We start from the raw sequence: 23316 nt of genomic DNA on the forward strand, positions 1-23316 counted from the left end.
CCCGGTCCGCCGGGCCCCGGGCGGGCGCGCGCCGCGGGCGTTCCGTGCGCGAGGATGGGATCATGCAGGAAACAGGATCCGGACCGCGACGGCAGGGAGCCCGGATCAGCCGGGCGCACATCATCTGGGGCGTGGGCGTGCTCGCCTACCTCGCTGCTGTCGCCGCCCGCGCGTCCTTCGGCGTCGTGAGCGTCGAGGCCGCGGAGCGCTTCGGCGTCGGAGGCACCGTCCTGTCCCTGTTCGGGGTCGTCCAGCTCGGCACCTACGCTGCCGCTCAGATCCCCGCGGGCCTCCTGCTGGACCGCTGGGGTCCGCGCACGATGATGGTGATCGGCGCGCTGACGATGGGCGTCGGCCAGCTGCTCATGGCCGAGGCCCAGGCCCTCCCTCTCGCGCTCGGAGCCCGCCTCCTGACCGGCGTCGGCGACGCCGCCGTCATCGTGTCGATCCTGCGGCTGACCGCGGTCTGGTTCCCGACTCAGCAGGTGCCGCTGTTCACGCAGCTGGCGATGACCGTCGGCCAGCTCGGCCAGGCCATCGCCGCGGTGCCCTTCCTCGGCATCGTCATCGGCGTCGGCTGGCCCGCCGGGTTCCTCAGCCTCGGTGCGCTGCTGCTGGTCGCAGGCCTGCTCGCCCTCGCCGTCGTCCGCGACGAGCCCGTCCCAGGCGCAGCGACCGGGGCCGCGGGGACACCGGGCGCGGCCCCGGGAGCGGAGGAGGCGGATGCCCCGCTCGAGGCGCTCGCCGCCGGTCATGACGGCGAGGCAGCACCGGCCGCGGCGCGGCCCGCGCCGTCCGTCCGCTTCGTGCTGCGCGAGGTCGTCACCTCGCCCGGGGCCTGGTCGGGCCTGTTCCTGCACTGCCTGACCCTGTCGAGCGTGAACACCTTCCTGTTCCTGTGGGGCGTGCCGTTCCTGCAGAATGGGCACGGCCTCGAGCACGGCGCGATCTCCGCGCTGCTGACCGCGCATGTGCTCATCATGGTCTCGATCGGGCCGCTCATCGGGGTGCTCACGGGGCGGGCGCCCCAGCATCGCGTCCGGATCGGCCTCGCCTCCGGAGCCGTCCTGGCCCTGGCCTGGGCGGGCACCCTCGCCGTGCCCACGGCGTACGGGGCATGGGGGTTCGCGCCGCTGATCCTGGGTCTCGCGATCGGCTCGGGCACCTGTGCGGTCGGCTTCGACCTGGCCCGCACCGGCGTGCACCGCGACGCGATCGGCACGGCCTCCGGCTTCGTGAACATCGGCGGCTTCGGCGGATCCCTGCTGGGCGTTCTGCTCGTCGGGATCGTGCTGGACGTGCGCACCGGCGGCATCGGCACCCCCGGCCTCGACGACTACCGCATCGCGCTCGCGACCCAGGGGATCATCCTGCTCGGCGCGGCCGTCGGACTCGTCCTCACCAGCCGCGCCGAGCGCACCCGCGCCTCGAGGGCATGACCGCGGCGAGCCGAGCCGGCGCATGCTCGGTTCGCCGCGGTCATGCCCTCCGCACGCCACCTGGCCGGGTGCGCGGACCGGCTGAGCGGTTCAGTAGGTGTAGTCGGTGCCGAGCTTCCAGTCCGGGAACTCCCAGTCCGCGCGCGTGACCTGCGCCCCGGACTTCTCGATGGCCGCGTCCAGCGCCGCGGAGCTCGCATCGCTCAGGTCCGTGAGCGCCTTCCTCAGGTCCGTGATCTCGCCGCCCAGGTAGCCCTGGATGACGTTGCCCAGCTCCGGCGCGACGGGGGCCCGCTTCGCCTCGACCTGCGCGACCTCGACGTTGCGGACGATCGCCTGCGGCGCGCGGAAGATCCGCTGCGCGAAGTCGTCGACGAGCCAGGCGTAGGGCTCGATGACATCGGCCGTCGCGACCACGTCGAGGAGGATCGGCGGCTGGTCCATGCCGGAGGCGAGCTCGGTCTGGTAGTCCTCCTGGGTGAAGGTGGCGATGAGCTGCGAGGCCTTCTCCGCGAGCTGCGTGGACCCGGCGATCACCCAGTCCGCGCCGCGGGCGCCTCGCGCGGCGACGACGTCCCCGCCGTCCGGGGTGAGCATCCCGGCGACCGCCATGTCCGGCAGCTTGTCGGGATTGAGCTTCCGCACCGCACCGGGGGAGTAGGGTCCGTCGATGTGGAAGCCGATCCCGCCGGCGGCCCAGCGGCCCCGCGCGTCGGGGATCTGGAAGCCGGCGGTGCCGGGCAGCAGCCAGCCCTTGTCCGAGATCTCCTTGTAGAGCTCGATCGCCGCGATGTACGCGTCATGCTGGTACTCGTACTCCCCGGTGTCGTAGCGCTGCCCCTGGTATCCGGGGAAGCCCCCGGCCTGGGCGAGGTCGTCGATCTGCTCGCGCATCCGCCCGGTCGCCCCGAGGGCGATCGTCATCGGGGTGAACTCGCCGTGGTCGGCGATCGCCTTCAGGGCGGCGAGGAAGTCGTCGTAGCTCTTCGGCGGTGCGAACCCCACGGCCTCGGCGACCTCGGTGCTGTACCAGGTGCAGGCCACGTACTGCTTTTCGCTGAAGGTCGGCATGCCGTAGACCTTCCCGTCCAGCTGGGTGAGACCCTCGACGAAGGCTCCGTCCGGCAGCCTGTCCCGGACGTCCTGGGGAACCGTGATCTCGTGGACCCAGCCGGCCTCGACCAGCGCCGGCAGGGGCAGGCCCACCAGAGCCGTGTACACGTCCGGGAGCTGTCCCGCCTGGTTGGCGAGCTGCAGCGCCTCCGTCGCGGCACCGGGCTCGTTGTACGTGTGCTCGATCGTGATCCCCAGCTTCTCGCCCTGGTCGATCGCCCACCGGTCGTGGAGGTCCTGGAGACCGCCGAAGTGGTCCCACCAGCGCAGCGCGCCGGAGGCGCCGCCGCCCGAGCCGGCGTTCGGGGCGGGGCTCTCGCCTCCGCATGCGGCGGCGATCCCGGCGAGGCCGGTCGCGCCCAGACCGGCGAGGGCGTGGCGTCGGGTGATGCGGTGCATGGTGACTCCTCGATGAGTGCACGGTGCCCGGAGGCAGGAATGGACAGAACCGGTGGGACCGGATGGAGCGGGGACGACGAGCGGTCGCGGGCTCAGGACTTCACGGAGCCCGCGATGCCCTCGACGAAGTAGCGCTGCATGAAGGCGAACAGCGCGACGATGGGCAGCAGCGAGATGACGCCCGCGGCGGCCATCCCGGACCAGTCCGTCGAGTTCTCCCCGACGAAGGCCTGCATCCCGACGCTCACGGTGCGCAGCGCAGGATTGCTGAAGGAGAAGACGAGCGGGAGGAAGAAGGCGTTCCAGGTGAACAGGAAGGTCAGCACGGCGACGGTCGCGGTGACCGGCATCGACAGCGGGAGCATGATGCGGGTGAAGGTGCGCCAGAATCCGGCCCCGTCGACGACGGCGGCTTCCTCGAGCTCCGAGGGCAGACCGCGGAAGTAGCCGGCGTAGATGAGGATCGACGCGACGTTCGCGCCACCGGCGAGCGCCAGGATCATGCCGGAGAGCTGGTCCAGGAGCCCCAGCTGCATCGACAGCTTCACGATGGGGATGATCGTGTATCCGGTCGGGACGAACAGCGTCGCCACCAGGATCCCCAGGATGAGCCGCGAGCCGGGGAAGCGGTAGCGGCCCAGCACGTATCCGGCCAGGGCGCAGCGGACCACGACGATGACGACGGTTCCCACGGTCACGATCACCGTGTTCAGCAGATAGACGCGGAAGCTGCCATCGGTCCAGGCGCGGGAGTAGTTGTCCAGGCGCAGCTGCTCCGGGATCAGGGAGAGGCCACCGGCGAAGATCTCCGCGGGGGACTTGAGCGAGGCGGAGACCATCCAGATGAAGGGGAACACCCACAGCAGGCCGGCGAGGGCAAGAGCGGTGACGAGCGCCCACCAGGGGAGGCGGCGACGCCAGCGCGTCCGGCGCTCGGGAGCGGATGCCGGAGCCGATGCTCCGGGCAGGACGGGCCGGTCGGCGGCGCTCATGCGCGGCCTCCCCGGCGGGCCAGGCGCGTGAGCCACAGCTGCGCGCCCACGACGACGAGCACCAGCAGACCGAACAGGACGGCCGCCGCGGAGGCGAAGCCGAGCTGCGGGATCGTGGCGGCGAAGGCGTAGCGGTACACGTAGATCTCGATGATCTCGGTGCTGTAGAAGGGCCCGCCCGCGGTCATCGTCTGCATGAGGTCGAAGGCGTGGAAGCAGTCCTCGACCGTGAGCACCGAGATGATCAGGAGGAACGGGAGCAGCAGGGGGAGGGTGATGTGCCGGAACACCTGCAGGGCGTGGGCGCCGTCGATCCGGGCCGCCTCGTACAGGTCCTTCGGCACCGTCTGCAGCGCGGCGAGCCAGTAGATGAGCGTGATCCCGAAGAACTTCCAGACGTAGATGAGCGCGGCGGTCGGCAGCGCGGTCTCGCTGGAGCCGAGCAGGTCGATCGGGCCGGTCCCGAGCACGCGGCCCAGCACGCTCAGCGGCCCGCTCGCGGGGTCCAGGATGAACCGCATGACCACGCCGACGATCGCGGTCGTGGTCACGACCGGCAGGAAGTAGACGGTCCGGAAGAAGGAGGACAGCGGCAGCTTCGGCGAGTTCAGCACGATGGCGAGCACGAAGGCGCCCAGCACCCGCAGCGGGGCCACGATCAGCATGAACACGACGGTGATCCGGACGGCGGACCAGAACATCGGGTCGGCGAGGACGGCGCGGTAGTTCTCGATGCCGACGAAGGTCTGGTCGGCGCTGAAGCCGTTCCATTCGACCAGCGAGTACCAGTAGCTCGCGACCATCGGGTAGAGCGTGTACATCCCGTACAGCACGAAGGTGGGAAGCAGGAAGGCATAGATCCAGAGGTTGCGTCGGCGCAGCCGGGCCCTCTGGGCGGGCCGCCGCAGGGGGCGGGCGGCCGCCAGGGCCCGTGGACGGGCCGGGGAGGTGCTGCGGGTGAGGACCGATGAGCTGGTCATCGCGTCCCTCCTCTCGAAGCGTCGTTGCTGGGATGAGGCCGGGGTCAGGGGGGGGCGCGGCCGGCCGTGCCGACCGCGCGCCCCCGGGCTGGGGCGGGCGCCTCAGCGGATCTGGCTGATGGAGAAGGTCGCGGGGTCCCCGCCGATGCGGTTGCCCGCATCGAGCGCGTCCAGCCGTGCCATCTCCGTCGCGTCCAGGGCGAAGCCGTCCACGTCGAGGTTCTCGACGAGGCGAGCGGGGGAGGTGGTCTTGGGGATCACGACATGCCCGTGCTGGACATGCCAGCGCAGCACCACCTGGGCGGGGGTCGCACCGCGGGCGCGGGCGACGTCCTCGACGGCCGGGATCGCGAGGTCGGCACCCTGGCCGAGCGGCGAGTACGCCTCGATCGTGATCCCGAGCTCCCGCTGGAGGGCGGCCAGCTCCGCGCGCCGGTGCGTGGGGTGCAGCTCGACCTGGTTCACGGCCGGCAGGACGTGCGCTGTCGCGGCGAGCTCGCGCAGGTGCTCGGGAAGGAAGTTCGAGACGCCGATCGCGCGGACGGAGCCTTCCTCATGGAGCCGCTCGAAGGCTCTCCACGTCTCCTGCCAGAGCCCGGCGGACGGGTTGGGCCAGTGGATCAGGAACAGATCCAGGCGGTCCAGGCCCAGCCGCTCGAGGGAGTCGGCATGGGCGCGCAGGGCGCTGTCGTATCCCTGCTCGCCGTTGCGCAGCTTCGAGGTCACGAACACCTCGTCGCGAGGAAGTCCCGATGCCCGCAGCGCGGCACCGACGCCGGCCTCGTTGTTGTACGCCGCCGCGGTGTCGACATGACGGTAGCCGGTCGCCAGCGCCTGCTCGACGACGGGCTGGACCTGGTCGGGCACGATCTGGAACACGCCGAGCCCCAGCTGCGGGATCTCGACCCCCTCCGCGATCGGCACACGGACGGTGAGCGGGGCGACGGGGACGGCGCTCATCGGACCGGCTCCAGGACGAGCAGCGACACCGAGGGCAGGGGGAGCTCGAGGCGCAGCTCGAGCGCGCCGTCCGCGCCGACCTGCAGCTCCCGCTGCGGCTCGAGATCCTCCAGACCCTCGCGGGCGTGGATCTGCGCGAGCTGCTCAGGGGAGGGGACCTGTGGGGAGCCGAGCGCCTGCCAGAGCGTGTGGCTGTTGGAATGGTCGGCGTCGATCCGCCGATGGGAGAGGCGGTAGGCGCCCCGGGGAAGCCCCTCGAGCGCGACGGTGACAGGGGTCGGCGACTCGGCCGTCCGGTGCTGGTCGTCGGTGTGCCGCCAGATCGCGGCGGCGATCCGGCCGTCGGAGCCGCGGGAGGCGAGCACGTCGACCTCCTCCGGCATGGAGCGTCCCTCCGCCTGGTCCAGCAGCTCGACCCCGTGCGCGGCATCGCTGCGTGCGGGCAGGCGGGTCGTGCCCAGCTCGGCCAGGAGCCGGTACGCGTTCAGCAGCGGCTTCTCGATCCGGTCGGCGGTGAGGAAGGCGCGGGTGCCCTCGAAGAACCGCTCGCCCTCGAAGTAGAAGCTCCAGGAGGTCGCCTGCTGGACGTTCGCGTGCTCGGCGGCGGACAGGTCGAGGATCTTCTTCATGAGCTTGACCTGGAACACCGGGTAGTACTCGGTGTTCTGGAAGCGGAAGTTCGCATTGTCGTAGACGGAGAAGTGGGCCGGCACGCCCGCATCGCATTCGTCGATGATCGCCGGCAGCTGCGCGTAGGCGGGGAACTGCGCCATGACCCGCAGCATCGACCGGATCTCGTGGAGCATCTTGTGCGTCGAGGGGTTCTGCTTCTCCGGGGCGTCGCCGCCGGTGGGGCCGTAGACGCGCCAGGGCGTGAAGGCGGACCCCTTGGTGTGGAAGGAGACGAAGTCCAGCGGCAGCCTCTCCTGGTCTGCGTAGGCGAGGAATCCGTGGAGGAAGTCGGCGCCGCCGCCGGTCACGGCGGGGCCGCCGACCTTCGCGGCGGGCAGGACGCTGCGCACGCCGGCGACGGTCGCCGCATACAGCTCATGGAACTGCTGCGGGGTGCCGCGCCAGTAGAAGATGTCGGGCTCGTTCCACAGCTCCCACAGCCAGGTGTCGACCTCCTTCGCCCCGTAGCGCTCGAGGCAGTGCGCGGCGAGCGCGGCGACGAGGTCCCGCCAGCGGTCGTAGTCCCGGGGCGGATAGCCCCACTGGCCGGCCTCGTAGGCGGAGTAGGCGGTCGGGCTCGAGACGACGGTCAGCTCCTGCGCCTCCGGCGGGAGCAGATCGCGCGGGGTGAAGCCGATCTCGACGAGCACGTGGTGCCCGGCCTCGACGATCGCGTCGTAGGCCTGGTCCACGATCGTGAAGTCGTAGAACGGGTTCCCGTCCGCGTCCTCGTGGTAGACGTTGCCGCTGCCCCAATGGGGGATGCCGAAGCCGGTCCCGGAGCACAGGGCGTAGTGGGGGCGCACGTGGTAGCCGGTGTCGGTGAGCTCGCCGAAGGTGTTCAGCAGGTGCCGGCCTGTGGGGGTGTACGTCCAGTTGATCTCGTCGTAGCCGATGCTCTCCCACAGCCGTGTGAGGGCGCCGGCGTCTCCTGCCGCATCGATCTCGACGCGGGCGGATTCGACGTGCGGGGCGCTCGGGTCGTGCGGGGCGCTCTGCGGGAAGGCGCGCGAGCTGGTGAGGCTCGCCGAGCCGGTGTCCGCTTGGTCCGCGGGAGGCGCCGGGGTGCTGGTGGTGGTCGTGGACACGCGCTGTCACTGCCTTTCGTGGCGTGCACGGATGCCGTGCAGGACGGGAGGGATGTGTCGGGCGGTGGGGCCCGGGAGCGAGGGGAGGGCGAGCGCTCGGAGTCCGGGGGTGGTGGACGCCTGGTCGGATCGACCGGTGCTGTCGGTCGGGATGCCGGCGTCGTCGCCGGTCTGGTCCGAGCCTAGGAGGCCAATTGCAGATTGTCAACAATCTTGGAGGACGAAGGTCTGGCGGAGGCAGGAGCGACACGATCTGCGAGGAGGCGGGGCACCCTCCGGTGGCGGGGAGGGGAGCCGGGGCCCGTCGCGCGGGAGGGTCAGAGCCCGGTCTTGCCCTCGGGCCCGGGACCGGAGAGCGGCCCCGACTCCCCGGGCGCGATCGGGATGCTCTGGGCGGCCCGCATCTTCCGGATCTGGCGCAACGTCCATCCGATGTGCTTCTCGATCGCCTGCTGGGCCGCGGCGGCGTCCCCGGTCGCGAGGATGTCGCGCATCTCCTGGTGCTCTTCGTGCAGCTTCGAGCGGAACTCGGAGCGGTCGGTGCGGGCCGTGAGGAACATGGCGACCTGGCTGCGCAGCATGTGCCAGGTGCGATGGAGACGGGAGTGGTCCGCCGCGTCGTAGACGAGGTCGTGGAACTCGAGGTCGAGCCGCACGTGCTCATCCCCCGTGCTGGTCGGCGGAAGGCTCCGCATCCGGGAGATCACGTCGTCCATCCTCGCGAGGACGGCGGCGTCGATCCGTTCGGCGCAGCGCTGCATCGCCAGGCGTTCGATCGCCAGGCGGAGCGAGTAGATCTCCTCGATGTCGGCGTAGTCGAGGGTGATCACGCGCGCGCCGCGATGCCGCTGCGTCTCGACGAGACCCTCGAGGGTGAGCAGCGAGATCGCCTCGCGGACCGGCCCGCGGCTGACATCCATCGAGTCCGCGAGCTCGACCTCCTTGAGCCGCTCTCCCGGAGCGATGCCGCCGCTCGTGATCATCTCCCGCAGGCGGTCGGCGATCAGGGTCGACAGGGCCGGGGGCGCGGACATCCCGCTGAGGAGCTGCGACGTCGACATGGGCCTCCTCCTTCGCGGGGTCGGGCGGGGGTGGTCTGGGACGAGTGTAGTGGCGCATGCGTTCGGCCCAGGAGGTCCGGCTGGTGAGGCACGGACGGGCGGGCCCCGAGCGATCGCGCGATCGGCGCGGGGGCGCGGGGGCGCGGTCTGCCCCGCCTGCTACCGTGAGCGTCCTCATCCGAGAGGAGCACACGATGATGCAGAGACCGCGGATGCACCCCGGATCGGTGACGATCGCCTCGGCGCCCGAGCGGGCGGAGAAGCTCGCGACCTTCTACCGCGACCTGCTGGGATGGCCGATCGTCGACTCCGGTCCCGACGGCGGATGGTTCCAGCTGCGGCCTCCTGCGGGGGAGGACGGGATGACCATCAACATCGAGGAGGACCACGAGTACGCGCGTCCCGCCTGGCCCAGCCGGCCCGGCGAGCCGAGCGCGGTCATGCACCTGGACATCGGCGTCGAGGATCTTGACGCGGCCGTGGAATGGGCGCAGTCCGTCGGGGCCGTGCTCGCCGTCGAGCAGCCGCAGGCGGACGTGCGCGTGATGATCGACCCGGACGGGCATCCGTTCTGCCTCTGCTGAGCGCTGCATCGGCTCGGAAGTCCTCCCTGCGAGGCGCCCCCAGCCGCTGCCCGCCCCTGTGGCAGAGGCCGCCGCCCGCGGCGCCTGTGCCCGTCGTCGATCCAGACCAGTCCGGCTCTGCTCCCTGCACGGGCAGACGAGCATGCGGCCTCGACTCCGGCCCGTGCCCCGGCGGACCGCCGGAACCTCGGCGGGCGGCCGGGACCCCGGCGGACGATCGGAACGGGCGGCCTGAGCGGCGCGCACCCTCCTGCAGGAGGGGCTGCGTCGCTCAGGCCGCCCGTTCGTCGGGATCCCGCGCCGCGGCGGGGATCGTCAGAGCGCCGAGGCGACCACGTAGACGAGGCTCGCGCACACGAAGGCGACCAGCGCGATCGCGGTCGAGACCACCGACCAGGTCTTCAGCGTGGTGGCCGTGTCGAAGCCGCAGAAGCGGCCGATCAGCCAGAAGCCCGAGTCGTTGACGTGGGAGAAGCCGATCGAGCCGGCGCCCACGGCGACGACGATCGCGGCGATCGCGACCGGGTTCAGGTCCATGGCCATCACGGCCGGGGCCATGATCGACCCCGCGGTCGTGGCGGCGACCGTCGCCGAGCCCTGCGCGATGCGGAAGGCGGTCGCGACGAGGAAGGCCGCGACGATCACCGGCAGCCCGATCGCGTCGAGCCCGCCGGCGACGATGTCGCCGATCCCCGTCGTGGTGAGGACGGCGCCGAAGGCACCGCCCGCGCCGGTGATGAGGATGATCGAGCAGACGGGGGCGAGGGCGTCGTCCACGAGGGAGGACAGGGCATCGCCGATGGTGCGCCCCTGGCGGCGCTGCGGCAGGATGAACAGCGCCAGCATCGCCACGAGCGCGGAGAGCATGAGCGCCATGGACGTCGTGCCCACCAGGCGCGACAGCTCGTAGAGGATGTTGTCGGAGCTGATCGAGCCGCCCGCCTCCATGGTCGAGAGCACGGTGTTGAAGCAGATCAGCACGAGCGGCAGCAGCAGGGTGAGGATCACGGTGGCGAAGGCCGGACGCTGCTCGGCGGGGACGTCGGCCGGATCGCCCAGCAGGGACGGCACCGGCATGTCCAGGTAGCGCCGGGCGATGATCAGCGAGAGCCGGTAGCCGGCGAGGTAGAACGTCGGGATCGCGATGAGGATCGCGACGATGGTGACGACGCCGACGTCGGCCCCCATCACGGTCGCCGCGGCCGTGGGGCCGGGGTGGGGCGGGGTGAGGGCATGCATCGTCAGGAAGGCGCCGATCGAGGGCAGCACGTACAGCATGAACGAGCCGCGCAGACGCCGCGCGACCGTGTAGATGATCGGCAGCATGACGATGAATCCGGCGTCCAGGAAGATCGGGAACGCGTAGAACATCGAGGCGACGCCCAGCGCGAGCGGCGCCTTCCGCTCCCCGAAGGTGTCGAGCATCTTGTCGGCGAGCACCTGGGCGCCGCCGGAGACCTCCACCAGGCGGCCCAGCACGGCGCCGAAGCCGACCAGCAGCGCGACCGTCCCGACGGTCTTGGAGAAGCCGCCGATGATGACGTCGACGGTGTCGGCGACACCGATCCCGGCGGCCAGCGCCGTCGCGACGGAGACGATGATGAGCGCGAAGAAGGCGTGCATCTTCGCTTTGATGATGAGCAGCAGCAGCGCTGCGATCGCCACCACGGCGATGGCGATCAGCAGCGCCGTGGGACGCTCGGCGAGAACGATGGGGTCCATGAGGGAGACGGCTCCGGTTCCGTGCGGATGGATCTGCGGACAGGGTCAGCGCCCGGCGGGCCGGAGCCCGCCGGGCGGATGCTTCAGGAGTCCGATGCGCGCGCGGCGCAGCGAATCAGGAGAGCTTCGCTCCGCGCGGGGCGGGGCCCAGCTCGCGCAGCAGCTCGCGCATCTTCGCGTAGGCCTTGTTGCGGTAGGCGATCAGCTCCGCCTTGGTCTCGTCGTCGTAGTCCTCGACGAGGCCCTTGCCGTTCTTGAGGCCCTTGCGGTCGGCATCGGCCGCGTCCTGCAGCAGCTTCGGGGTCGCGAGGCGCTCGCCGTAGGCGGCCTCGAAGGTCTTGAAGGAGTTGGCGTACACGTCCAGGCCCGCCTGGTCGGCGATCGCGAAGGGACCGAAGAAGCCCAGGCGGAAGCCGAAGGTGGTGCGGACGATGGTGTCGACGTCCTCGACCGTCGCCACGCCCTCCTCGACGATCGAGGTGGCCTCCTTGAGCAGCACGTACTGGAGACGGTTCAGGACCATGCCGGGGGTGTCGGCGACCTGGGCACCCTCGCAGTCGGCGCGGGCGAGGAGGTCCTTGATCGCGTCGATCGCGGACTGCTCGGTGGCCTCGCCGGCGACCAGCTCGACGCCCGGGATGAAGGGCATCGGGTTGGAGAAGTGGACCGTGAGGAAGCGCTCCGGGTGCGAGACCGCAGGGGCGAGGACGTGTACGGGGATCGTCGAGGTGTTGGTGCCGATGATCGCCTCGGGGCGCGCGGCCGCGCTGATGCGGCCCAGCACCTCCTGCTTGACCTGCGGCAGCTCGAAGACCGCCTCCTCGATGAAGTCCGCCTCGGCGACGGCATCCTCGATGGTCTTCCCGGCGGAGAGGTTCGCGATGACCGCGTCGGCGGTGCCGGCGGGGACGAGGCCCTGCTCCTCGGAGGCGCGGGCCTCGCCGATGATGCGCTCGAGCGCGGCATCGGCCGCTTCGACGCTCACGTCGGCGATCTGGACGGGCAGGCCGGCGGCCGCGAGGACCTGGGCGATGCCGCCGCCCATGTACCCGGCGCCGACGACGGTGACGGTCTGGATGGAGGTGATGGGGGTTCCCATGGGAGTTCCTTTCGAGAGGGTGGACGACTGCTGGGGCGGACGGGGTATCAGGTGGTGGTCGTGGAGAGGACCTCGCGGTCCCGCCGTTCGAAGAAGCGGGTACCGGCGATCAGCAGCGCGCCGAGGAACGGCGCCAGGGCCAGCATGACCAGCCCGGCGGCTTCCGTGCCGAAGGCACCCACGACCCAGACGCGCAGGTTGGGGGCGACGAAGCCGCCCAGGTTGCCGAGCCCGTTGATGAGACCGATGCCGCTGGCCAGGGCCATGCCGGACAGGTACGAGGTGGGAATGTTCCAGAAGATCGGCTGCGCGGAGACGAAGCCGATCGCCCCCAGGCACAGGGCGATCATCGCCAGCAGCGGCTGGCTCAGGAAGGCGCTCGCGGCCAGGCCCACGCCGGAGACGCAGAGCATCGCGGTCGCGGTGACCCGGTAGCGGGCGGTGCGGTCGGCGTAGCGGCCGACGAAGGCGTTCGCGATGAGCGCGCAGAGCCACGGGATCGCGACGAGGAGCCCGACGAGGAACCCGACCTCCTGGCCGGCGATCCCGGAGACCTGGCGGGGCAGGAAGAAGGTCAGCCCGTACACGGCGATCTGGATGGTCAGGTAGATGAGCGCGAAGTAGAGGACGCGCCCGTTCAGCAGGGCCCTCCACCAGGACAGCTTGGCGACCTGCTGCTTCGTCTCCGCTTCGGCGGCGAGGGCCGCCTCCAGGGCGTCGCGCTCCGCGGCGCTCAGCCAGGAGGCCCTGGCGGGGCGATCGGTCAGGTAGAAGAAGGCCATGACGCCGACGGCCATCGCGAGCAGGCCCTCGACGAGGAACATCCACTGATCCCCGCGCAGCCCGGCGATGCCGTCGAGCTCGAGGAGCGCGCCGGACAGCGGGGCGCCGACGACGTTGGCGATCGGCAGGCCCATGTAGAATAGCGCGGTCGCCTGGCCGCGCTTGCGACGCGGGAACCAGTAGGTGAGGTAGAGGATGACTCCGGGGAAGAATCCGGCCTCGGCCACGCCCAGGAGGAACCGGAGGACGTAGAACATCGTCGGCCCGTTCACGAACATGAACGCGGCGGCGACGATACCCCAGGTGACCATGATCCGGGCCATCCACCAGCGGGCCCCGACGCGGTGCATGATCATGTTCGAGGGGACCTCGAAGACGGCATAGCCGATGAAGAACAGGCCTGCCCCGAAGGCGTAGGCGGCCGTGGAGAGCCCGGCGTGGATCTCGAGGGACTCCTCGGCGAATCCGATGTTCGTCCGGTCGATGAAGGCGATGACGAACATCAGCATCAGGAACGGGAGCAGGCGTCGGCGGGCCTTGCGGGTCGCGGACTCGACCTCGGGGCCGAGATCGGGACGGGTCTCGGAGGAGACGGAGGAAGACATCATCGTCGCTTTCTGGGGTGCTGCGGAGGCGCGGGGACGGTCGGCCGTCCCCGCGCCGGGAGAGGTCAGACCATGTGCTTGCCGCCGTCGACGAAGACGCTGTCCCCGTTGACGAAGCTCGCATCCTCGCTGACCAGGAAGTTGATGAGGCCGGCGACCTCGTGCGGCTGGCCGACCCGCTGCAGCGGGATGTCCGCGGACATGCCGGCCTTGCGCTCGTCGGTGAGCTTCCCGCCCATGATGTCGGTGTCGATGGGACCGGGGACGATCGAGTTGACGGTGATGCCGTGCCGGCCGAGCTCGCGGGCTCCGCCGCGGGTCAGGCCCAGCACCGCCGCCTTCGCGGCCGCGTAGCCGATCTTGGAGAAGGTGCCGCCGCCGTCGTAGGCGGTGATGGAGGCGGTGTTGACGATGCGTCCGCCGTGGCCGCCGTCGATCATCCGCTTCGCGGCCGCCTGCATCATGAACAGCGTGCCCTTGGCGTTGACGTCCATGACGCGGGTGAAGCTCGCGTCGTCGAGCTCGAACAGCGACTTCGGGCTCGCGATGCCGGCGAGGTTGACCTCGGCGATGACCGGTGGGAGCTGCGCGTCGATCTGCGCGAAGGCCGCCTCGACGGAGGACTGGTCGGAGATGTCCACGCCGATGCCGACCACGGTGCGACCGGTCTCCGCCGCGAGCTCGGCGGCGAACTCCTGCACCGCGGCCGCATCGATGTCCAGGACCGCGAGGTCCCAGCCGTGGGCCGCGAGCTTGCGGGCGACGTGGCGGCCGATGCCGCGGGGGGCGCCGGCTCCGGTGACGACGGCGGTGCGCTTCTCGGGGAAGCCGGGGATCGGGGTGCTCATGGTGCTGCTCCTTCGCAGGGTGGAGTGCTGGGCGGGGATCAGAGCCCGGCCGAGGCCAGGACCTGGCGGATGTACTCGCGGTTCTCGGCGATGACGCCGAGGGAGTCGGAGCCGTAGTGCTCGCAGCAGAACGGTCCGGTGTAGCCGAGCTCGAGGGCGCGCAGGATGACCTGCCGGTAGTTGATGTAGCCGTACTTCAGCGGCATCGGGGCGGAGCTGTAGGCGCCGGTCGCCGGGTCGAGGTCGCGGGTGTAGTTCTTGATGTGCCAGAAGTTCGCGTGGGGGAGCACCTTCTCGTACATCGCGGTGGGATGCTCCATCGGACGGTGGAGGCGCACGAGGTTGCCGAGGTCGGGGTTCAGGCCCACGGCCTCGTGGTCGACGTCCGTGATGAAGGCGACGGCGTCGTCGGGGGTGCCGATGTAGGTGTCCTCGTACATCTCGAGGCTGACCTGGATCCCGTTCTCCTTCGCGTGGTCGCCGAGCTCGCGGACGCGCCCGATGGCGAGGTCGCGCAGCGCCGGGTCGTCGACGTGGCCGTCCTCGAGCCAGAACCAGATCGCGGCGGCCTGCTTCTCGGTGACGGCCTGCATGAAGCCGGTGTTCACGATGGTCGCTCCGAAGGAGGGGGCGAGGTCGATGAGCCGGTGCGCATCGGCCAGGTTCCTCTCGCCGTGGCGGACGTCGACGACGGAGTTGCGGGTCATGGAGATCGAGGGGATCGTCAGGCCCTCGCCGTCCAGGACGGAGCGGAACTCCTCGATGCGGGAGTCGGAGAGCGCGGCGAGCGGGACCCAGGCGTCGGTGGGGTCGATCTGGTCGATCCCGAGGGCCTTGACCTGTCGCATCTGGGAGGCCCAGACGGTCGAGGGGGCGTCCTTGATGTGGCCGCCGTCCGGAGCGGTCGCCCCGAAGGACAGCATGTTCGCGGCGATGGGCCAGTTCTCTGCGGTGAGCATCATTGTCTCCTTCGAGGACGATCAGGTTCCTATAGGATCATGCCCTGCAGCCGCTCCTGTCAAGCGCTTGCCGCGACAGCGCCCGGCGGCGTGGGGGATGCGCGGCGCTCCGGGGGATGGAGGGTCCGAGGTGGATGCCGAGGTCGCGACGGGGATCCGGAGCCCGGACGGCCGGGACCGCCCTCCGCCCCCTCCTCGCGACCTCAGGGCCGGAACGGCATTCGGCCTTGTCGGGACGTCCGTGCGCGAGGGGCGCGCGAGCGGATCGCCTCCTGCGCCGGGACAGGACGTCCGATCGGGAGGCCGGGCCGGGCGGCGCGGGGGCCGATGTGATGCACTGGGGGTGGGATCGAGGTCGCTCGATCCCGGACCGGACCTTCCCGGCGAGCCCCATTGCCTATAGGATCGGTTCCGTCCATGGCGGCCCCGGCCGCTGACCCTGCACATGGCCGGTGCGGACTCCGCCACGCGGCACGCTCCCCACGGAGGATTCACGATGACGTATCTCTTCAACTCGCCGTCCGACTTCGCGGCCGACGCCGTCGCGGGGCTGGTCGCGGCGCACCCCCAGCATGTGGCCGCCGTGCACGGCGGCGTGGTGCGGTCGACCCAGACCCCCGCCGGCCAGGTGGCTCTGGTGATCGGCGGCGGCTCCGGCCACTACCCGGCCTTCGCCGGCTGGGTCGGTCCCGGCATGGGCCACGGCGCGCCGTGCGGCAACATCTTCGCCTCCCCCTCGACCTCGCAGGTCTACTCCGTCGCGAAGAACGCCGAGAACGGCGGCGGCGTGATCCTCGGCTTCGGCAACTACGCCGGCGACGTCCTCCACTTCGGCGTCGCGGCGGAGAAGCTGCGCGCCGAGGGCGTGGACGTGCGCATCATCCGCGTCAGCGACGACATCGTCTCGAACACGCCCGAGAACCATCGCGACCGCCGCGGCATCGCCGGCGACCTGCCGGTCTTCAAGATCGCGGGCGCCGCCATCGAGGCCGGCGCGGACATCGACGAGGCCGAGCGCATCGCCTGGAAGGCCAACGACGCGACCCGCTCCTTCGGCGTCGCCTTCGACGGCTGCACCCTCCCGGGCGCCTCCGAGCCCCTGTTCCACGTCGAGAAGGGCCAGATGGGCGTGGGCCTGGGCATCCACGGCGAGCCCGGCGTGCGCGACGAGCCCATCGGCACCGCCTCCGAGATCGCGGACCTCCTGGTCGACGGCATCCTCGCGGAGCAGCCCGAGCGCACGGAGGGCGGCTACCAGGGCCGCGCCGCCGTCATCCTCAACGGGCTGGGCACGGTCAAGTACGAGGAGCTGTTCGTCGTCTACGCACGCGTCGCCGAGCGCCTCGCAGGCGCCGGCATCACGCCGGTCCGCCCCGAGGTCGGCGAGTTCATCACGAGCCTCGACATGGCCGGAGCCTCCCTCACCCTCGTCTTCCTGGACGAGGAGCTCGAGGAGCACTGGCTCGCCCCCGTGGACACCCCCGCCTTCCACCGCGGCGCGATGCCCCCGCGCGAGGACGCTCCCCGCACCTCGTTCTGGACCGCTGAGGCCGCGGAGATCCCCGCGGCGACCGAGGAGTCGCGCACCTATGCCGCGAAGATCGGCGCCGTGCTGGACCTCTTCGAGTCCGTCTGCGCCCGCGAGGAGGCCGAGCTGGGCCGGATCGACGCGATCGCCGGCGACGGCGACCACGGCCAGGGCATGGCCTACGGCTCCAAGGGCGCGGCCGCCGCGGCCCGCGCCGCGATCGAGGGCGGCGCGGGTGCCCGCACCGTCCTGGTCCGTGCGGGTGACGCCTGGGCCGAGTCCGCGGGCGGCACCTCCGGCGCCCTCTGGGGGGCGGCCCTGACCGCCGCCGGCCGCGTGCACAGCGATGACGCCGCCGGCACCCCCGCGCAGACCCTGGAGGCGATCCGGGCCGGCATCGACGCGATCCAGCGGCTGGGCGGCGCGAAGGTCGGCCAGAAGACCATGATCGACGCGGCCGTCCCCTTCCTCGACGCCCTCGGCGCGCAGGATCCGGCCGATGGCGCCGAGGCATCCCGCCGCATCGTCGAGGCCGCCGTCGTCGCCCGCGAGGCCGCCGACGCGACGGCGCAGATCACCGCGGAGAAGGGCCGCTCCCGCGTGCTCGGCGAGAAGAGCCTCGGCACTCCCGACCCGGGCGCGATCTCCTTCTCGATCCTCATGGCCGAGCTGGGCGCGCACCTCGCAGACTGACCCCCATCACCTCTACCGAAGGAGCACATCATGACGTGGAACATCGTCGTCGGAAGCGACAACGCAGGCTACGGATACAAGGAGGAGCTCAAGGCGCTCCTGGAGGCCGATGAGCGCGTCGCCTCCGTCCTGGACGTCGGCGTGACCGGCCGCGAGGACGGGGAGCTGTACCCGAACGTCGCCGTCGCCGCGGCCGAGAAGGTCGCCGCGGGCGAGGCCGACCGGGCGCTGCTCATCTGCGGCACGGGCCTCGGCGTCGCGATCGCCGCGAACAAGGTCAAGGGCGTGCGCGCCGTGACCGCGCACGACCTGTACTCCGTGCAGCGCTCGGTGCTGTCGAACAACGCGCAGGTGCTGTGCATGGGCGAGCGCGTGGTGGGCCTCGAGCTCGCCAAGGAGCTGGTCAAGGTGTGGCTGGACCTCGAGTTCGACCCGACCTCCTCCTCCGCGGAGAAGGTCGACGCGATCTGCGCCTACGAGGGCGACTGACCTCTCCGCGCCGAGCCGGCCCGCCGCCGGCTCCCCGGGCCGTCTGCGATGCACGGGACCGCTGCGGGGACGCAGGCCGTACTCCGGCTCAGCCCCCGTGCTGGTCCCGTGCATCGCGGCGAACCGCCGCCGTCGTCTCCGACGTCCTCGCCACCCGGCCCTCCCCGTCTCGATCCCCGCCCCCGAAAGGCCCCACCATGTCCGAGCTCTGGATCGGCACCAGCTGGAAGATGACCAAGACCCTCGCCGAGGCCCGCGCCTGGACGAGCGGCCTCGTCGAGGCCCTGGACGGCGCGGCACCGGACGGCGTGCAGCCCTTCGTCATCCCCTCCTTCACCGCGACCACCACGGTCCGCGGGATCCTCGGCGAGGACTCGCCCGTGCTGCTGGGGGTGCAGAACGCGCACTGGGAGGACGCCGGGGCCTGGACCGGCGAGGTCTCCGTGCCCCAGGCCAAGGACGCGGGCGCTGAGCTCGTCGAGATCGGCCACTCCGAGCGGCGCGAGCACTTCGGCGAGACCGTGGAGACCACCCGCCTCAAGGTCGCGGCCGCCCTGCGCCACGACCTGACCCCGCTGCTGTGCATCGGCGAGGACGCCCAGGTCAAGGAGGCGGGAGGGTCGAGCGCCTTCATCCTGGAGCAGGCCGCAGGGGCCCTCGAGGGCCTGTCCGAGCGGGAGCTCGCCCGCGTGGTCATCGCCTACGAGCCGATCTGGGCGATCGGCGAGAAGGGGCGCCCGGCGACGACCGCGGAGCTGCGCGAGCCCTTCGCAGAGCTGGGCCGCGTCTACGGCGACCGGGCCGCGGGTCTGCTCTACGGCGGCTCCGTGAATCTCGGCAACGCCGAGGACCTGCTGGGTATCGAGCACGTGACGGGCCTGTTCGTGGGCCGCACCGCCTGGGACCTCGAGGGCTATCTCGAGCTGCTGCGCATCGGCGCCCGCGCCGCGCGCTGAGCCCGGACGCCCTGCCCCCCGGGGGGGGCTTGGCCAGGGGCAGGGCCTCGCGCGAGCGAGGACCCCGGGACGGCCCCCGGGGCGTCATGCCTCGTGCGCGCCCTCCGCGGGCAGGCCCCATCGGGAGCGGAGCCCGGCCAGATGCTCGGCGAGGAGCTCGGACATGTCGAGGTCCGCATCCAGCAGCCACTGCAGCTGCAGACCGTCCATGAGGGCGATCATCTCCCGGGAGATCCGTTCGACGGGGGCATCGGGTCGCACGATCCCCCGCGCGATGTCCCGCTCCAGGCTGTCGCGCAGCATCGCGAGGGTGTCGCGGAAGTGGACGAGCATCCAGGCGTGGGCGGGATGCTCGGGGGTGGTCGCCTCGCCGGTGATCGCGACGTACAGCAGGACCATCTGCCGGCGGCCCATGTTCGCGCGGGCCAGACGCACCAGATGCTCGAAGCCGGACCAGGGCTCGTCCTCGATCGGCCGATCCGGCGTGCGATCGGTGTCGTCGCGGTACTGGAGGACGGCCGCGAGCAGGGCCTGTTTGCTGGGGAAATGATGGGCGAGGCCCGAGGTGGAGATCCCCGCGGTCTGGGCGACCTGCGCCATCGACGTCGCCAGGTAGCCCTCGCGGGCGATGAGGTCGACGGCGGCGCGCACGGCGGCGTCGCGGACGACGGCCGAGTCCTGGCCGCGGGGTCGACCAGGCCGTCGGCGGGGAGGAGCGGCGGGGACGACCGTGCCGCGCGGATCCTGAGGGGGCGGCGTTCCGGTGATGCTCATGGTCTGCTCCGGGTCGGGGCCTCGTGCGGCCGATGGGCCGGTCCCGGGATCATGCCACGGATCAGCGCCCCTGTTCAGCAGGCGCCGGGTGCGGGATGCGCGGGAGCCTCGCATCCCCGGTCCGTGGAATGCTTCCGCGGACGCGTCCCCGGGCCCGCCCCGGGGTCGAGGGCGCGGCGATGATACCGCCGCGCCGCCGAGCCCGGGGGAGCCGGTGCCGGTCGGGGCTCAGAGGCTCTGGTCGGCCATCCACTCCCAGAGGTGCACACCCTCGAACTGGGGATCGTTGCGGGCGACGTAGATCCAGGACCAGTGCCCGGGGAACTCGTGGCCGTCGCGCTCGACGTTCTCGTAGAGGCTCATGATCGAGCCGTCGATGAGCTCGTGGAACACGACGGTGTTCTCGAGCGGGTCGATCGTCGTGTCGGTCCTCGCCGCGACCAGCCAGGTCGGCGTCGCAGACATGGCCCGCATGGCGTCCTCGGAGATGTGGATCCCGCTGCCGGGGTCCGTGACGTCCGCCGCGGCGCAGATCGGCACCTGGGAGGCGAAGGCGCCGGGGTGCTCGGCGACCATCTTGAGGGACATGTAGCCGCCGTTGGAGCAGCCGGTGACGTGGATGCGGTCCACGTCGATGCTCTCGTTCGCGACGACCTCGTCGATGACCGCCTGGATCATCGGGTCGAAGCCGTCGCCGTCCTGCATCCACGCGGACGTCGCCTGCGGGGCCACGACGTAGGCGCCGCCGAAGATCTCCTGCGCCTCGGCGGTGGCGAAGCCCAGCGCTCCGCGGTTGGCCCGCAGCGGGGCCTCGTTGTCGTAGTAGCTGTGGCTCGGGGTGATCAGACCGCCCTCGCCCCCGCCGTGCAGCCATACGACCAGCGCCTTCTTGCGGCCCCTGCCGCCCGAGGGCGTGAACAGGCGGTAGTTGAGGCCGCCGTCGACCTGGTGGTAGCTGAAGGCGTCGACCTCCGGGTCGGACAGCTCTCCCTGTTCGAAGGACTCGATGACCACGGCGCGGGAATTGCCGTTGTGCAGCAGGGGCTCGTCCTGGGTGATCGTGTACTGGAGGTCCAGCAGGACGTTGCGGCCGCGGGTATAGAGCAGGGTGCCGCCGCCGGCGACGCCCTCGCCGTGCTCGAGGTCCAGGACGATCCCGCCGCCCTCGAAGCGGGCATCGGTGACGGTGCGGTCCTGCTCGTAGGCGACCGCGCCGTCCAGCGGGTTGACCGCGCGCACGTGGACCGAGAAGGTCGAGGTGCTCAGCGAGCTCTTCCGGACCGGGGGCAGGGCCTGCGAGCGGAGGGTCAGGGAGACGACCTGCTCGCCGCCGTCGAGGACCTCGGCGTTCACGGTGAAGCGGGCCGAGGCGGCGGGCCTGCCCCCGCCGGGCCCGGCGAGCGCGGCGGTCGGGGCGAGCAGGGCTGCGGCGCCGACGGCCGAGCCGACGGCGGTCGAGGTCAGGAGGGTACGACGGGGCACGGAGGTGCGCATGAGGAACTCCTTTGTCCGGGTGCACCAGGGGCGACGTGCTCGGTGATGCGCGTCACTGCCGAGGAGATTAGGAGCCGCGTCCCATTTCGTCAAGATGCGTCCTGAGGGGTGGCTGGGAGGACCGCGGTCCCCGGCCGCGGCGCCCGCCCGCCGCTGCCGACGCGCCCGCTCCGCGGCCGGGCTAGGGTCGGCCCATGGACCTGCCCACCGCCCCGGCCCCGCGGGAGGAGCGCGTCTCCCACTGCCTGCTCGACGCGACCGGGACCGTGCTCTCCGCGGCCCGGCCGGACGCCTCGTTCTACGCCGCCAGCACCATCAAGCTCCACGTCCTGCTCGCGGCGCTGCGGGCGGCCGATGCGGGCACGCTCGACCTGGACCGCCCTGTGCCCGCGACCTCGCGCTTCCTCGGCGCGGACGGGAGCATGTTCGCGCTCGGCGGGGAGCACCTCGACCCCACCCATCCCGCGGAGGGGATGCCGATCGCGGTGCGCGAGCTGCTCGTGCGGATGATCGACCGCTCGAGCAACGAGGCCACCGATCATGTCCTCTCGCTGCTCGGACTGCCCGCCGTCGCGCGGGAGATCGAGCGGCTCGCGCTGGCATCCACGCGGGTGGAGCGCATGATCGGCGACCCGGCCGCCCTCGCCGCGGGCGCGACGAACGAGACCAGCGCCCGCGACCTCGCCCTGACGATGCGGGTGCTCGTCGGCGCCTCCGGCCCCTCCGGCCCGGGAGCCCCCGCTCCGCTCGCGCCCGCCTCGCGCGCGCTCGCGCGGCACGCCCTGCGCGCCCAGCGGATCCGGATCATCGGCCCCGCCCTGCGCGAGGGGGTCGACGTCGGATCGAAGTCCGGCTGGGTCGACGGGTACCGGCACGACGTCGCCTTCCTCGGCGAGCCCGATACCGCCGACGTCCGCTTCCTCGCCGTGATGACCGCGGGGATGCGGCAGGAGGCGGCCGATGCGTGCATCGGCCGCCTCGTCCGGGAGCTGGTCCCCGAGCTCGCCCGCTGAGCTGCGGGCGCCGTCCGGGGGAGCGGTGCTCAGCCGGCGAGCGGGAGGCGCCGGGCGCCCGCGTACTCGCCGTCCGGGTCATACTCCGTCAGCGACATGACCTCCACGCTGCGCGCCGCGTTCGGCGCCTGCATGATGAGGTCCCCGCCGAGGTACACGGCGACGTGCCGGATCGAGTCGCCGCCGGGCTCGGTCGCGAAGAACACCAGGTCGCCGCGCCGCAGGTCCTCTCGCGCGACCTCCTCGAGCCCGGAGTCGCGCATCTGCGCGCCGGCGTCGCGGTGGATCGTGATGCCGTGATGCCGCAGCAGCGTGTACGTGTACCCGGAGCAGTCGAAGCCGTACGCGCTCACCCCGGCCCACAGATAGCGCAGCCCCAGGAACCGCTCGCCGGTCGCGATCACGTCCTCCGCGGTCGGTCGCGGCGGCTGCTCGTCGTGCCCCCGCACGATCGCATCGGCCTTCGGCAGATGCGCGGCTCCGCCGCCGGGCACGGCGACCCGCACCGATCCTCCGGTGCGTCCCAGGACCGGGAGCACCGTGTCGAAGGAGACCGGGATCAGCGGCCGGCTTCCGGAGGGTGTGCGCGAGAGGATGCTGGTCAGCGCGGTGACCGTCGCCGTCGGGGCCGATGCTGCGGCCTGGGCGAAGAGCGGGTCGACGACCAGCTGACGCACCGGCACCCATCCGGGATAGCCGCGGGGGTCGCGCGGCGTGGGCTGCGCGGTGACCACGACCCTGGCCCAGTCGCCGTCGACCTCGTCGACGATCACGGGGCTGCCCAGCACGGCCTGGGTCTCGAGCTCGCCGGTCAGCCAGCGCCGCACCTCCGTGTCCTGCATGTTCGCGTTCCAGGCGTCGAGGTCCACGGGGTTCGCGAGCGAGGGATCGTCGATGCCGGAGCGGGCGCTGCGCGGCTCGACCCACAGCGTCGCCGCGGTCACCGCGACATGGGCGTGCACGCCGGGGGCGAGGCCCTCCCCGGGGACGGGCCCTCCCTCCGGAGCGGTCCCGTCGGCCGCGGCGGCGCCCGAGCCCGGCGCGGCGAGGGCGGGACCGGCCCCC

At 71.8% G+C, this 23316-nt stretch carries 20 protein-coding genes; 6 read left to right on the plus strand and 14 right to left on the minus strand.

Going from position 1 to position 23316, the window contains the following annotated elements:
* The first annotated feature begins 62 nt into the window (after nucleotides 1-62).
* The gene (locus ACFFF6_RS18215; protein WP_376982927.1) at nucleotides 63-1439 is read left to right on the plus strand and encodes an MFS transporter; all 1377 of its coding nucleotides are present in this window, start codon (nucleotides 63-65) and stop codon (nucleotides 1437-1439) included.
* A gap of 90 nt (nucleotides 1440-1529) precedes the next feature.
* Here ACFFF6_RS18215 and ACFFF6_RS18220 read toward each other — a convergent pair whose 3' ends face one another.
* The 6 genes from ACFFF6_RS18220 to ACFFF6_RS18245 form a co-directional block, all read right to left on the minus strand.
* Nucleotides 1530-2951 carry an ABC transporter substrate-binding protein gene (locus ACFFF6_RS18220; protein ID WP_376982928.1) on the minus strand — a complete coding sequence of 474 codons (1422 nt, stop codon included), beginning with the start codon at nucleotides 2949-2951 and terminating at the stop codon, nucleotides 1530-1532.
* Between the two features lie 92 nt (nucleotides 2952-3043).
* Nucleotides 3044-3943 (minus strand): carbohydrate ABC transporter permease, encoded by a 900-nt coding sequence (locus tag ACFFF6_RS18225; protein ID WP_376982929.1) that lies wholly within the window; start codon nucleotides 3941-3943, stop codon nucleotides 3044-3046.
* Nucleotides 3940-4923 carry a carbohydrate ABC transporter permease gene (locus ACFFF6_RS18230; protein WP_376982931.1) on the minus strand — a complete coding sequence of 328 codons (984 nt, stop codon included), beginning with the start codon at nucleotides 4921-4923 and terminating at the stop codon, nucleotides 3940-3942. The genes ACFFF6_RS18225 and ACFFF6_RS18230 overlap by 4 nt, the downstream gene beginning before the upstream one ends.
* A gap of 102 nt (nucleotides 4924-5025) precedes the next feature.
* Nucleotides 5026-5883, minus strand: coding sequence for an aldo/keto reductase (locus tag ACFFF6_RS18235; protein WP_376982933.1), 858 nt, complete (start codon nucleotides 5881-5883; stop codon nucleotides 5026-5028).
* Nucleotides 5880-7643, minus strand: a complete 1764-nt coding sequence (locus ACFFF6_RS18240; protein ID WP_376982934.1) for a GH39 family glycosyl hydrolase — start codon at nucleotides 7641-7643, stop codon at nucleotides 5880-5882. The genes ACFFF6_RS18235 and ACFFF6_RS18240 overlap by 4 nt, the downstream gene beginning before the upstream one ends.
* Nucleotides 7644-7960: 317 nt before the next feature.
* Entirely contained in the window at nucleotides 7961-8704 is a 744-nt protein-coding gene (locus tag ACFFF6_RS18245; RefSeq protein WP_376982935.1) for a GntR family transcriptional regulator, read from the minus strand.
* Between the two features lie 194 nt (nucleotides 8705-8898).
* On the opposite strand from ACFFF6_RS18245, the gene ACFFF6_RS18250 reads away from it, so the two are divergent.
* Entirely contained in the window at nucleotides 8899-9288 is a 390-nt protein-coding gene (locus tag ACFFF6_RS18250; RefSeq protein WP_376982936.1) for a VOC family protein, read from the plus strand.
* 315 nt (nucleotides 9289-9603) lie between these two features.
* On the opposite strand, the gene ACFFF6_RS18255 is transcribed toward ACFFF6_RS18250, so the two are convergent.
* The 5 genes from ACFFF6_RS18255 to ACFFF6_RS18275 all read right to left on the minus strand — a co-directional run bounded on the left by ACFFF6_RS18255 (nucleotide 9604) and on the right by ACFFF6_RS18275 (nucleotide 15304).
* Nucleotides 9604-11010, minus strand: a complete 1407-nt coding sequence (locus ACFFF6_RS18255) for a GntP family permease (protein ID WP_376982938.1) — start codon at nucleotides 11008-11010, stop codon at nucleotides 9604-9606.
* 115 nt (nucleotides 11011-11125) lie between these two features.
* Nucleotides 11126-12109, minus strand: coding sequence for a 3-hydroxyacyl-CoA dehydrogenase family protein (locus tag ACFFF6_RS18260; protein ID WP_376982939.1), 984 nt, complete (start codon nucleotides 12107-12109; stop codon nucleotides 11126-11128).
* Nucleotides 12110-12156: 47 nt separating this feature from the next.
* Nucleotides 12157-13500, minus strand: coding sequence for an MFS transporter (locus ACFFF6_RS18265; RefSeq protein WP_376982941.1), 1344 nt, complete (start codon nucleotides 13498-13500; stop codon nucleotides 12157-12159).
* Nucleotides 13501-13562: 62 nt separating this feature from the next.
* Nucleotides 13563-14345, minus strand: coding sequence for an SDR family NAD(P)-dependent oxidoreductase (locus ACFFF6_RS18270; RefSeq protein WP_376982942.1), 783 nt, complete (start codon nucleotides 14343-14345; stop codon nucleotides 13563-13565).
* 38 nt (nucleotides 14346-14383) lie between these two features.
* A complete protein-coding gene (locus ACFFF6_RS18275) occupies nucleotides 14384-15304 on the minus strand; it encodes a sugar phosphate isomerase/epimerase family protein (RefSeq protein ID WP_376982943.1) in 921 nt (306 codons plus the stop codon).
* Nucleotides 15305-15800: 496 nt separating this feature from the next.
* On the opposite strand from ACFFF6_RS18275, the gene ACFFF6_RS18280 reads away from it, so the two are divergent.
* The 3 genes from ACFFF6_RS18280 (at nucleotide 15801) to ACFFF6_RS18290 (ending at nucleotide 18970) form a co-directional block, all read left to right on the plus strand.
* The gene (locus tag ACFFF6_RS18280; RefSeq protein WP_376982944.1) at nucleotides 15801-17525 is read left to right on the plus strand and encodes a dihydroxyacetone kinase family protein; all 1725 of its coding nucleotides are present in this window, start codon (nucleotides 15801-15803) and stop codon (nucleotides 17523-17525) included.
* Nucleotides 17526-17555: 30 nt separating this feature from the next.
* Nucleotides 17556-18014 carry a ribose-5-phosphate isomerase gene (locus ACFFF6_RS18285; protein ID WP_376982945.1) on the plus strand — a complete coding sequence of 153 codons (459 nt, stop codon included), beginning with the start codon at nucleotides 17556-17558 and terminating at the stop codon, nucleotides 18012-18014.
* Between the two features lie 197 nt (nucleotides 18015-18211).
* Nucleotides 18212-18970 carry a triose-phosphate isomerase gene (locus tag ACFFF6_RS18290; protein ID WP_376982946.1) on the plus strand — a complete coding sequence of 253 codons (759 nt, stop codon included), beginning with the start codon at nucleotides 18212-18214 and terminating at the stop codon, nucleotides 18968-18970.
* Between the two features lie 84 nt (nucleotides 18971-19054).
* Here the strand turns inward: ACFFF6_RS18290 and ACFFF6_RS18295 are convergent, their stop codons facing one another.
* Entirely contained in the window at nucleotides 19055-19744 is a 690-nt protein-coding gene (locus tag ACFFF6_RS18295; RefSeq protein WP_376982947.1) for a TetR/AcrR family transcriptional regulator, read from the minus strand.
* Between the two features lie 228 nt (nucleotides 19745-19972).
* Complete coding sequence (locus ACFFF6_RS18300) at nucleotides 19973-21238, minus strand: prolyl oligopeptidase family serine peptidase (protein WP_376982948.1); 1266 nt, start codon at nucleotides 21236-21238, stop codon at nucleotides 19973-19975.
* A gap of 194 nt (nucleotides 21239-21432) precedes the next feature.
* Here ACFFF6_RS18300 and ACFFF6_RS18305 point away from each other — a divergent pair, with 194 nt between their 5' ends.
* A complete protein-coding gene (locus ACFFF6_RS18305; RefSeq protein ID WP_376982949.1) occupies nucleotides 21433-22251 on the plus strand; it encodes a serine hydrolase in 819 nt (272 codons plus the stop codon).
* 29 nt (nucleotides 22252-22280) lie between these two features.
* Here ACFFF6_RS18305 and ACFFF6_RS18310 read toward each other — a convergent pair.
* A partial coding sequence (locus ACFFF6_RS18310; RefSeq protein WP_376982951.1) for a C40 family peptidase occupies nucleotides 22281-23316 on the minus strand: 1036 nt, incomplete at its 5' end.

It is taken from the genome of Brachybacterium hainanense (assembly GCF_042434575.1).
GTDB classification, from domain to species: Bacteria; Actinomycetota; Actinomycetes; order Actinomycetales; family Dermabacteraceae; genus Brachybacterium; species Brachybacterium hainanense.

Excerpts from the sequence above, each read along its gene's own strand:
- ACFFF6_RS18215 (WP_376982927.1), top strand. The coding sequence starts at position 63 with ATGCAGGAAACAGGATCCGGACCGCGACGGCAGGGAGCCCGGATCAGC.
- ACFFF6_RS18220 (WP_376982928.1), bottom strand. The coding sequence starts at position 2,951 with ATGCACCGCATCACCCGACGCCACGCCCTCGCCGGTCTGGGCGCGACC.
- ACFFF6_RS18225 (WP_376982929.1), bottom strand. The coding sequence starts at position 3,943 with ATGAGCGCCGCCGACCGGCCCGTCCTGCCCGGAGCATCGGCTCCGGCA.
- ACFFF6_RS18230 (WP_376982931.1), bottom strand. The coding sequence starts at position 4,923 with ATGACCAGCTCATCGGTCCTCACCCGCAGCACCTCCCCGGCCCGTCCA.
- ACFFF6_RS18235 (WP_376982933.1), bottom strand. The coding sequence starts at position 5,883 with ATGAGCGCCGTCCCCGTCGCCCCGCTCACCGTCCGTGTGCCGATCGCG.
- ACFFF6_RS18245 (WP_376982935.1), bottom strand. The coding sequence starts at position 8,704 with ATGTCGACGTCGCAGCTCCTCAGCGGGATGTCCGCGCCCCCGGCCCTG.
- ACFFF6_RS18250 (WP_376982936.1), top strand. The coding sequence starts at position 8,899 with ATGATGCAGAGACCGCGGATGCACCCCGGATCGGTGACGATCGCCTCG.
- ACFFF6_RS18255 (WP_376982938.1), bottom strand. The coding sequence starts at position 11,010 with ATGGACCCCATCGTTCTCGCCGAGCGTCCCACGGCGCTGCTGATCGCC.
- ACFFF6_RS18260 (WP_376982939.1), bottom strand. The coding sequence starts at position 12,109 with ATGGGAACCCCCATCACCTCCATCCAGACCGTCACCGTCGTCGGCGCC.
- ACFFF6_RS18265 (WP_376982941.1), bottom strand. The coding sequence starts at position 13,500 with ATGATGTCTTCCTCCGTCTCCTCCGAGACCCGTCCCGATCTCGGCCCC.
- ACFFF6_RS18270 (WP_376982942.1), bottom strand. The coding sequence starts at position 14,345 with ATGAGCACCCCGATCCCCGGCTTCCCCGAGAAGCGCACCGCCGTCGTC.
- ACFFF6_RS18275 (WP_376982943.1), bottom strand. The coding sequence starts at position 15,304 with ATGCTCACCGCAGAGAACTGGCCCATCGCCGCGAACATGCTGTCCTTC.
- ACFFF6_RS18280 (WP_376982944.1), top strand. The coding sequence starts at position 15,801 with ATGACGTATCTCTTCAACTCGCCGTCCGACTTCGCGGCCGACGCCGTC.
- ACFFF6_RS18285 (WP_376982945.1), top strand. The coding sequence starts at position 17,556 with ATGACGTGGAACATCGTCGTCGGAAGCGACAACGCAGGCTACGGATAC.
- ACFFF6_RS18290 (WP_376982946.1), top strand. The coding sequence starts at position 18,212 with ATGTCCGAGCTCTGGATCGGCACCAGCTGGAAGATGACCAAGACCCTC.
- ACFFF6_RS18295 (WP_376982947.1), bottom strand. The coding sequence starts at position 19,744 with ATGAGCATCACCGGAACGCCGCCCCCTCAGGATCCGCGCGGCACGGTC.
- ACFFF6_RS18300 (WP_376982948.1), bottom strand. The coding sequence starts at position 21,238 with ATGCGCACCTCCGTGCCCCGTCGTACCCTCCTGACCTCGACCGCCGTC.
- ACFFF6_RS18305 (WP_376982949.1), top strand. The coding sequence starts at position 21,433 with ATGGACCTGCCCACCGCCCCGGCCCCGCGGGAGGAGCGCGTCTCCCAC.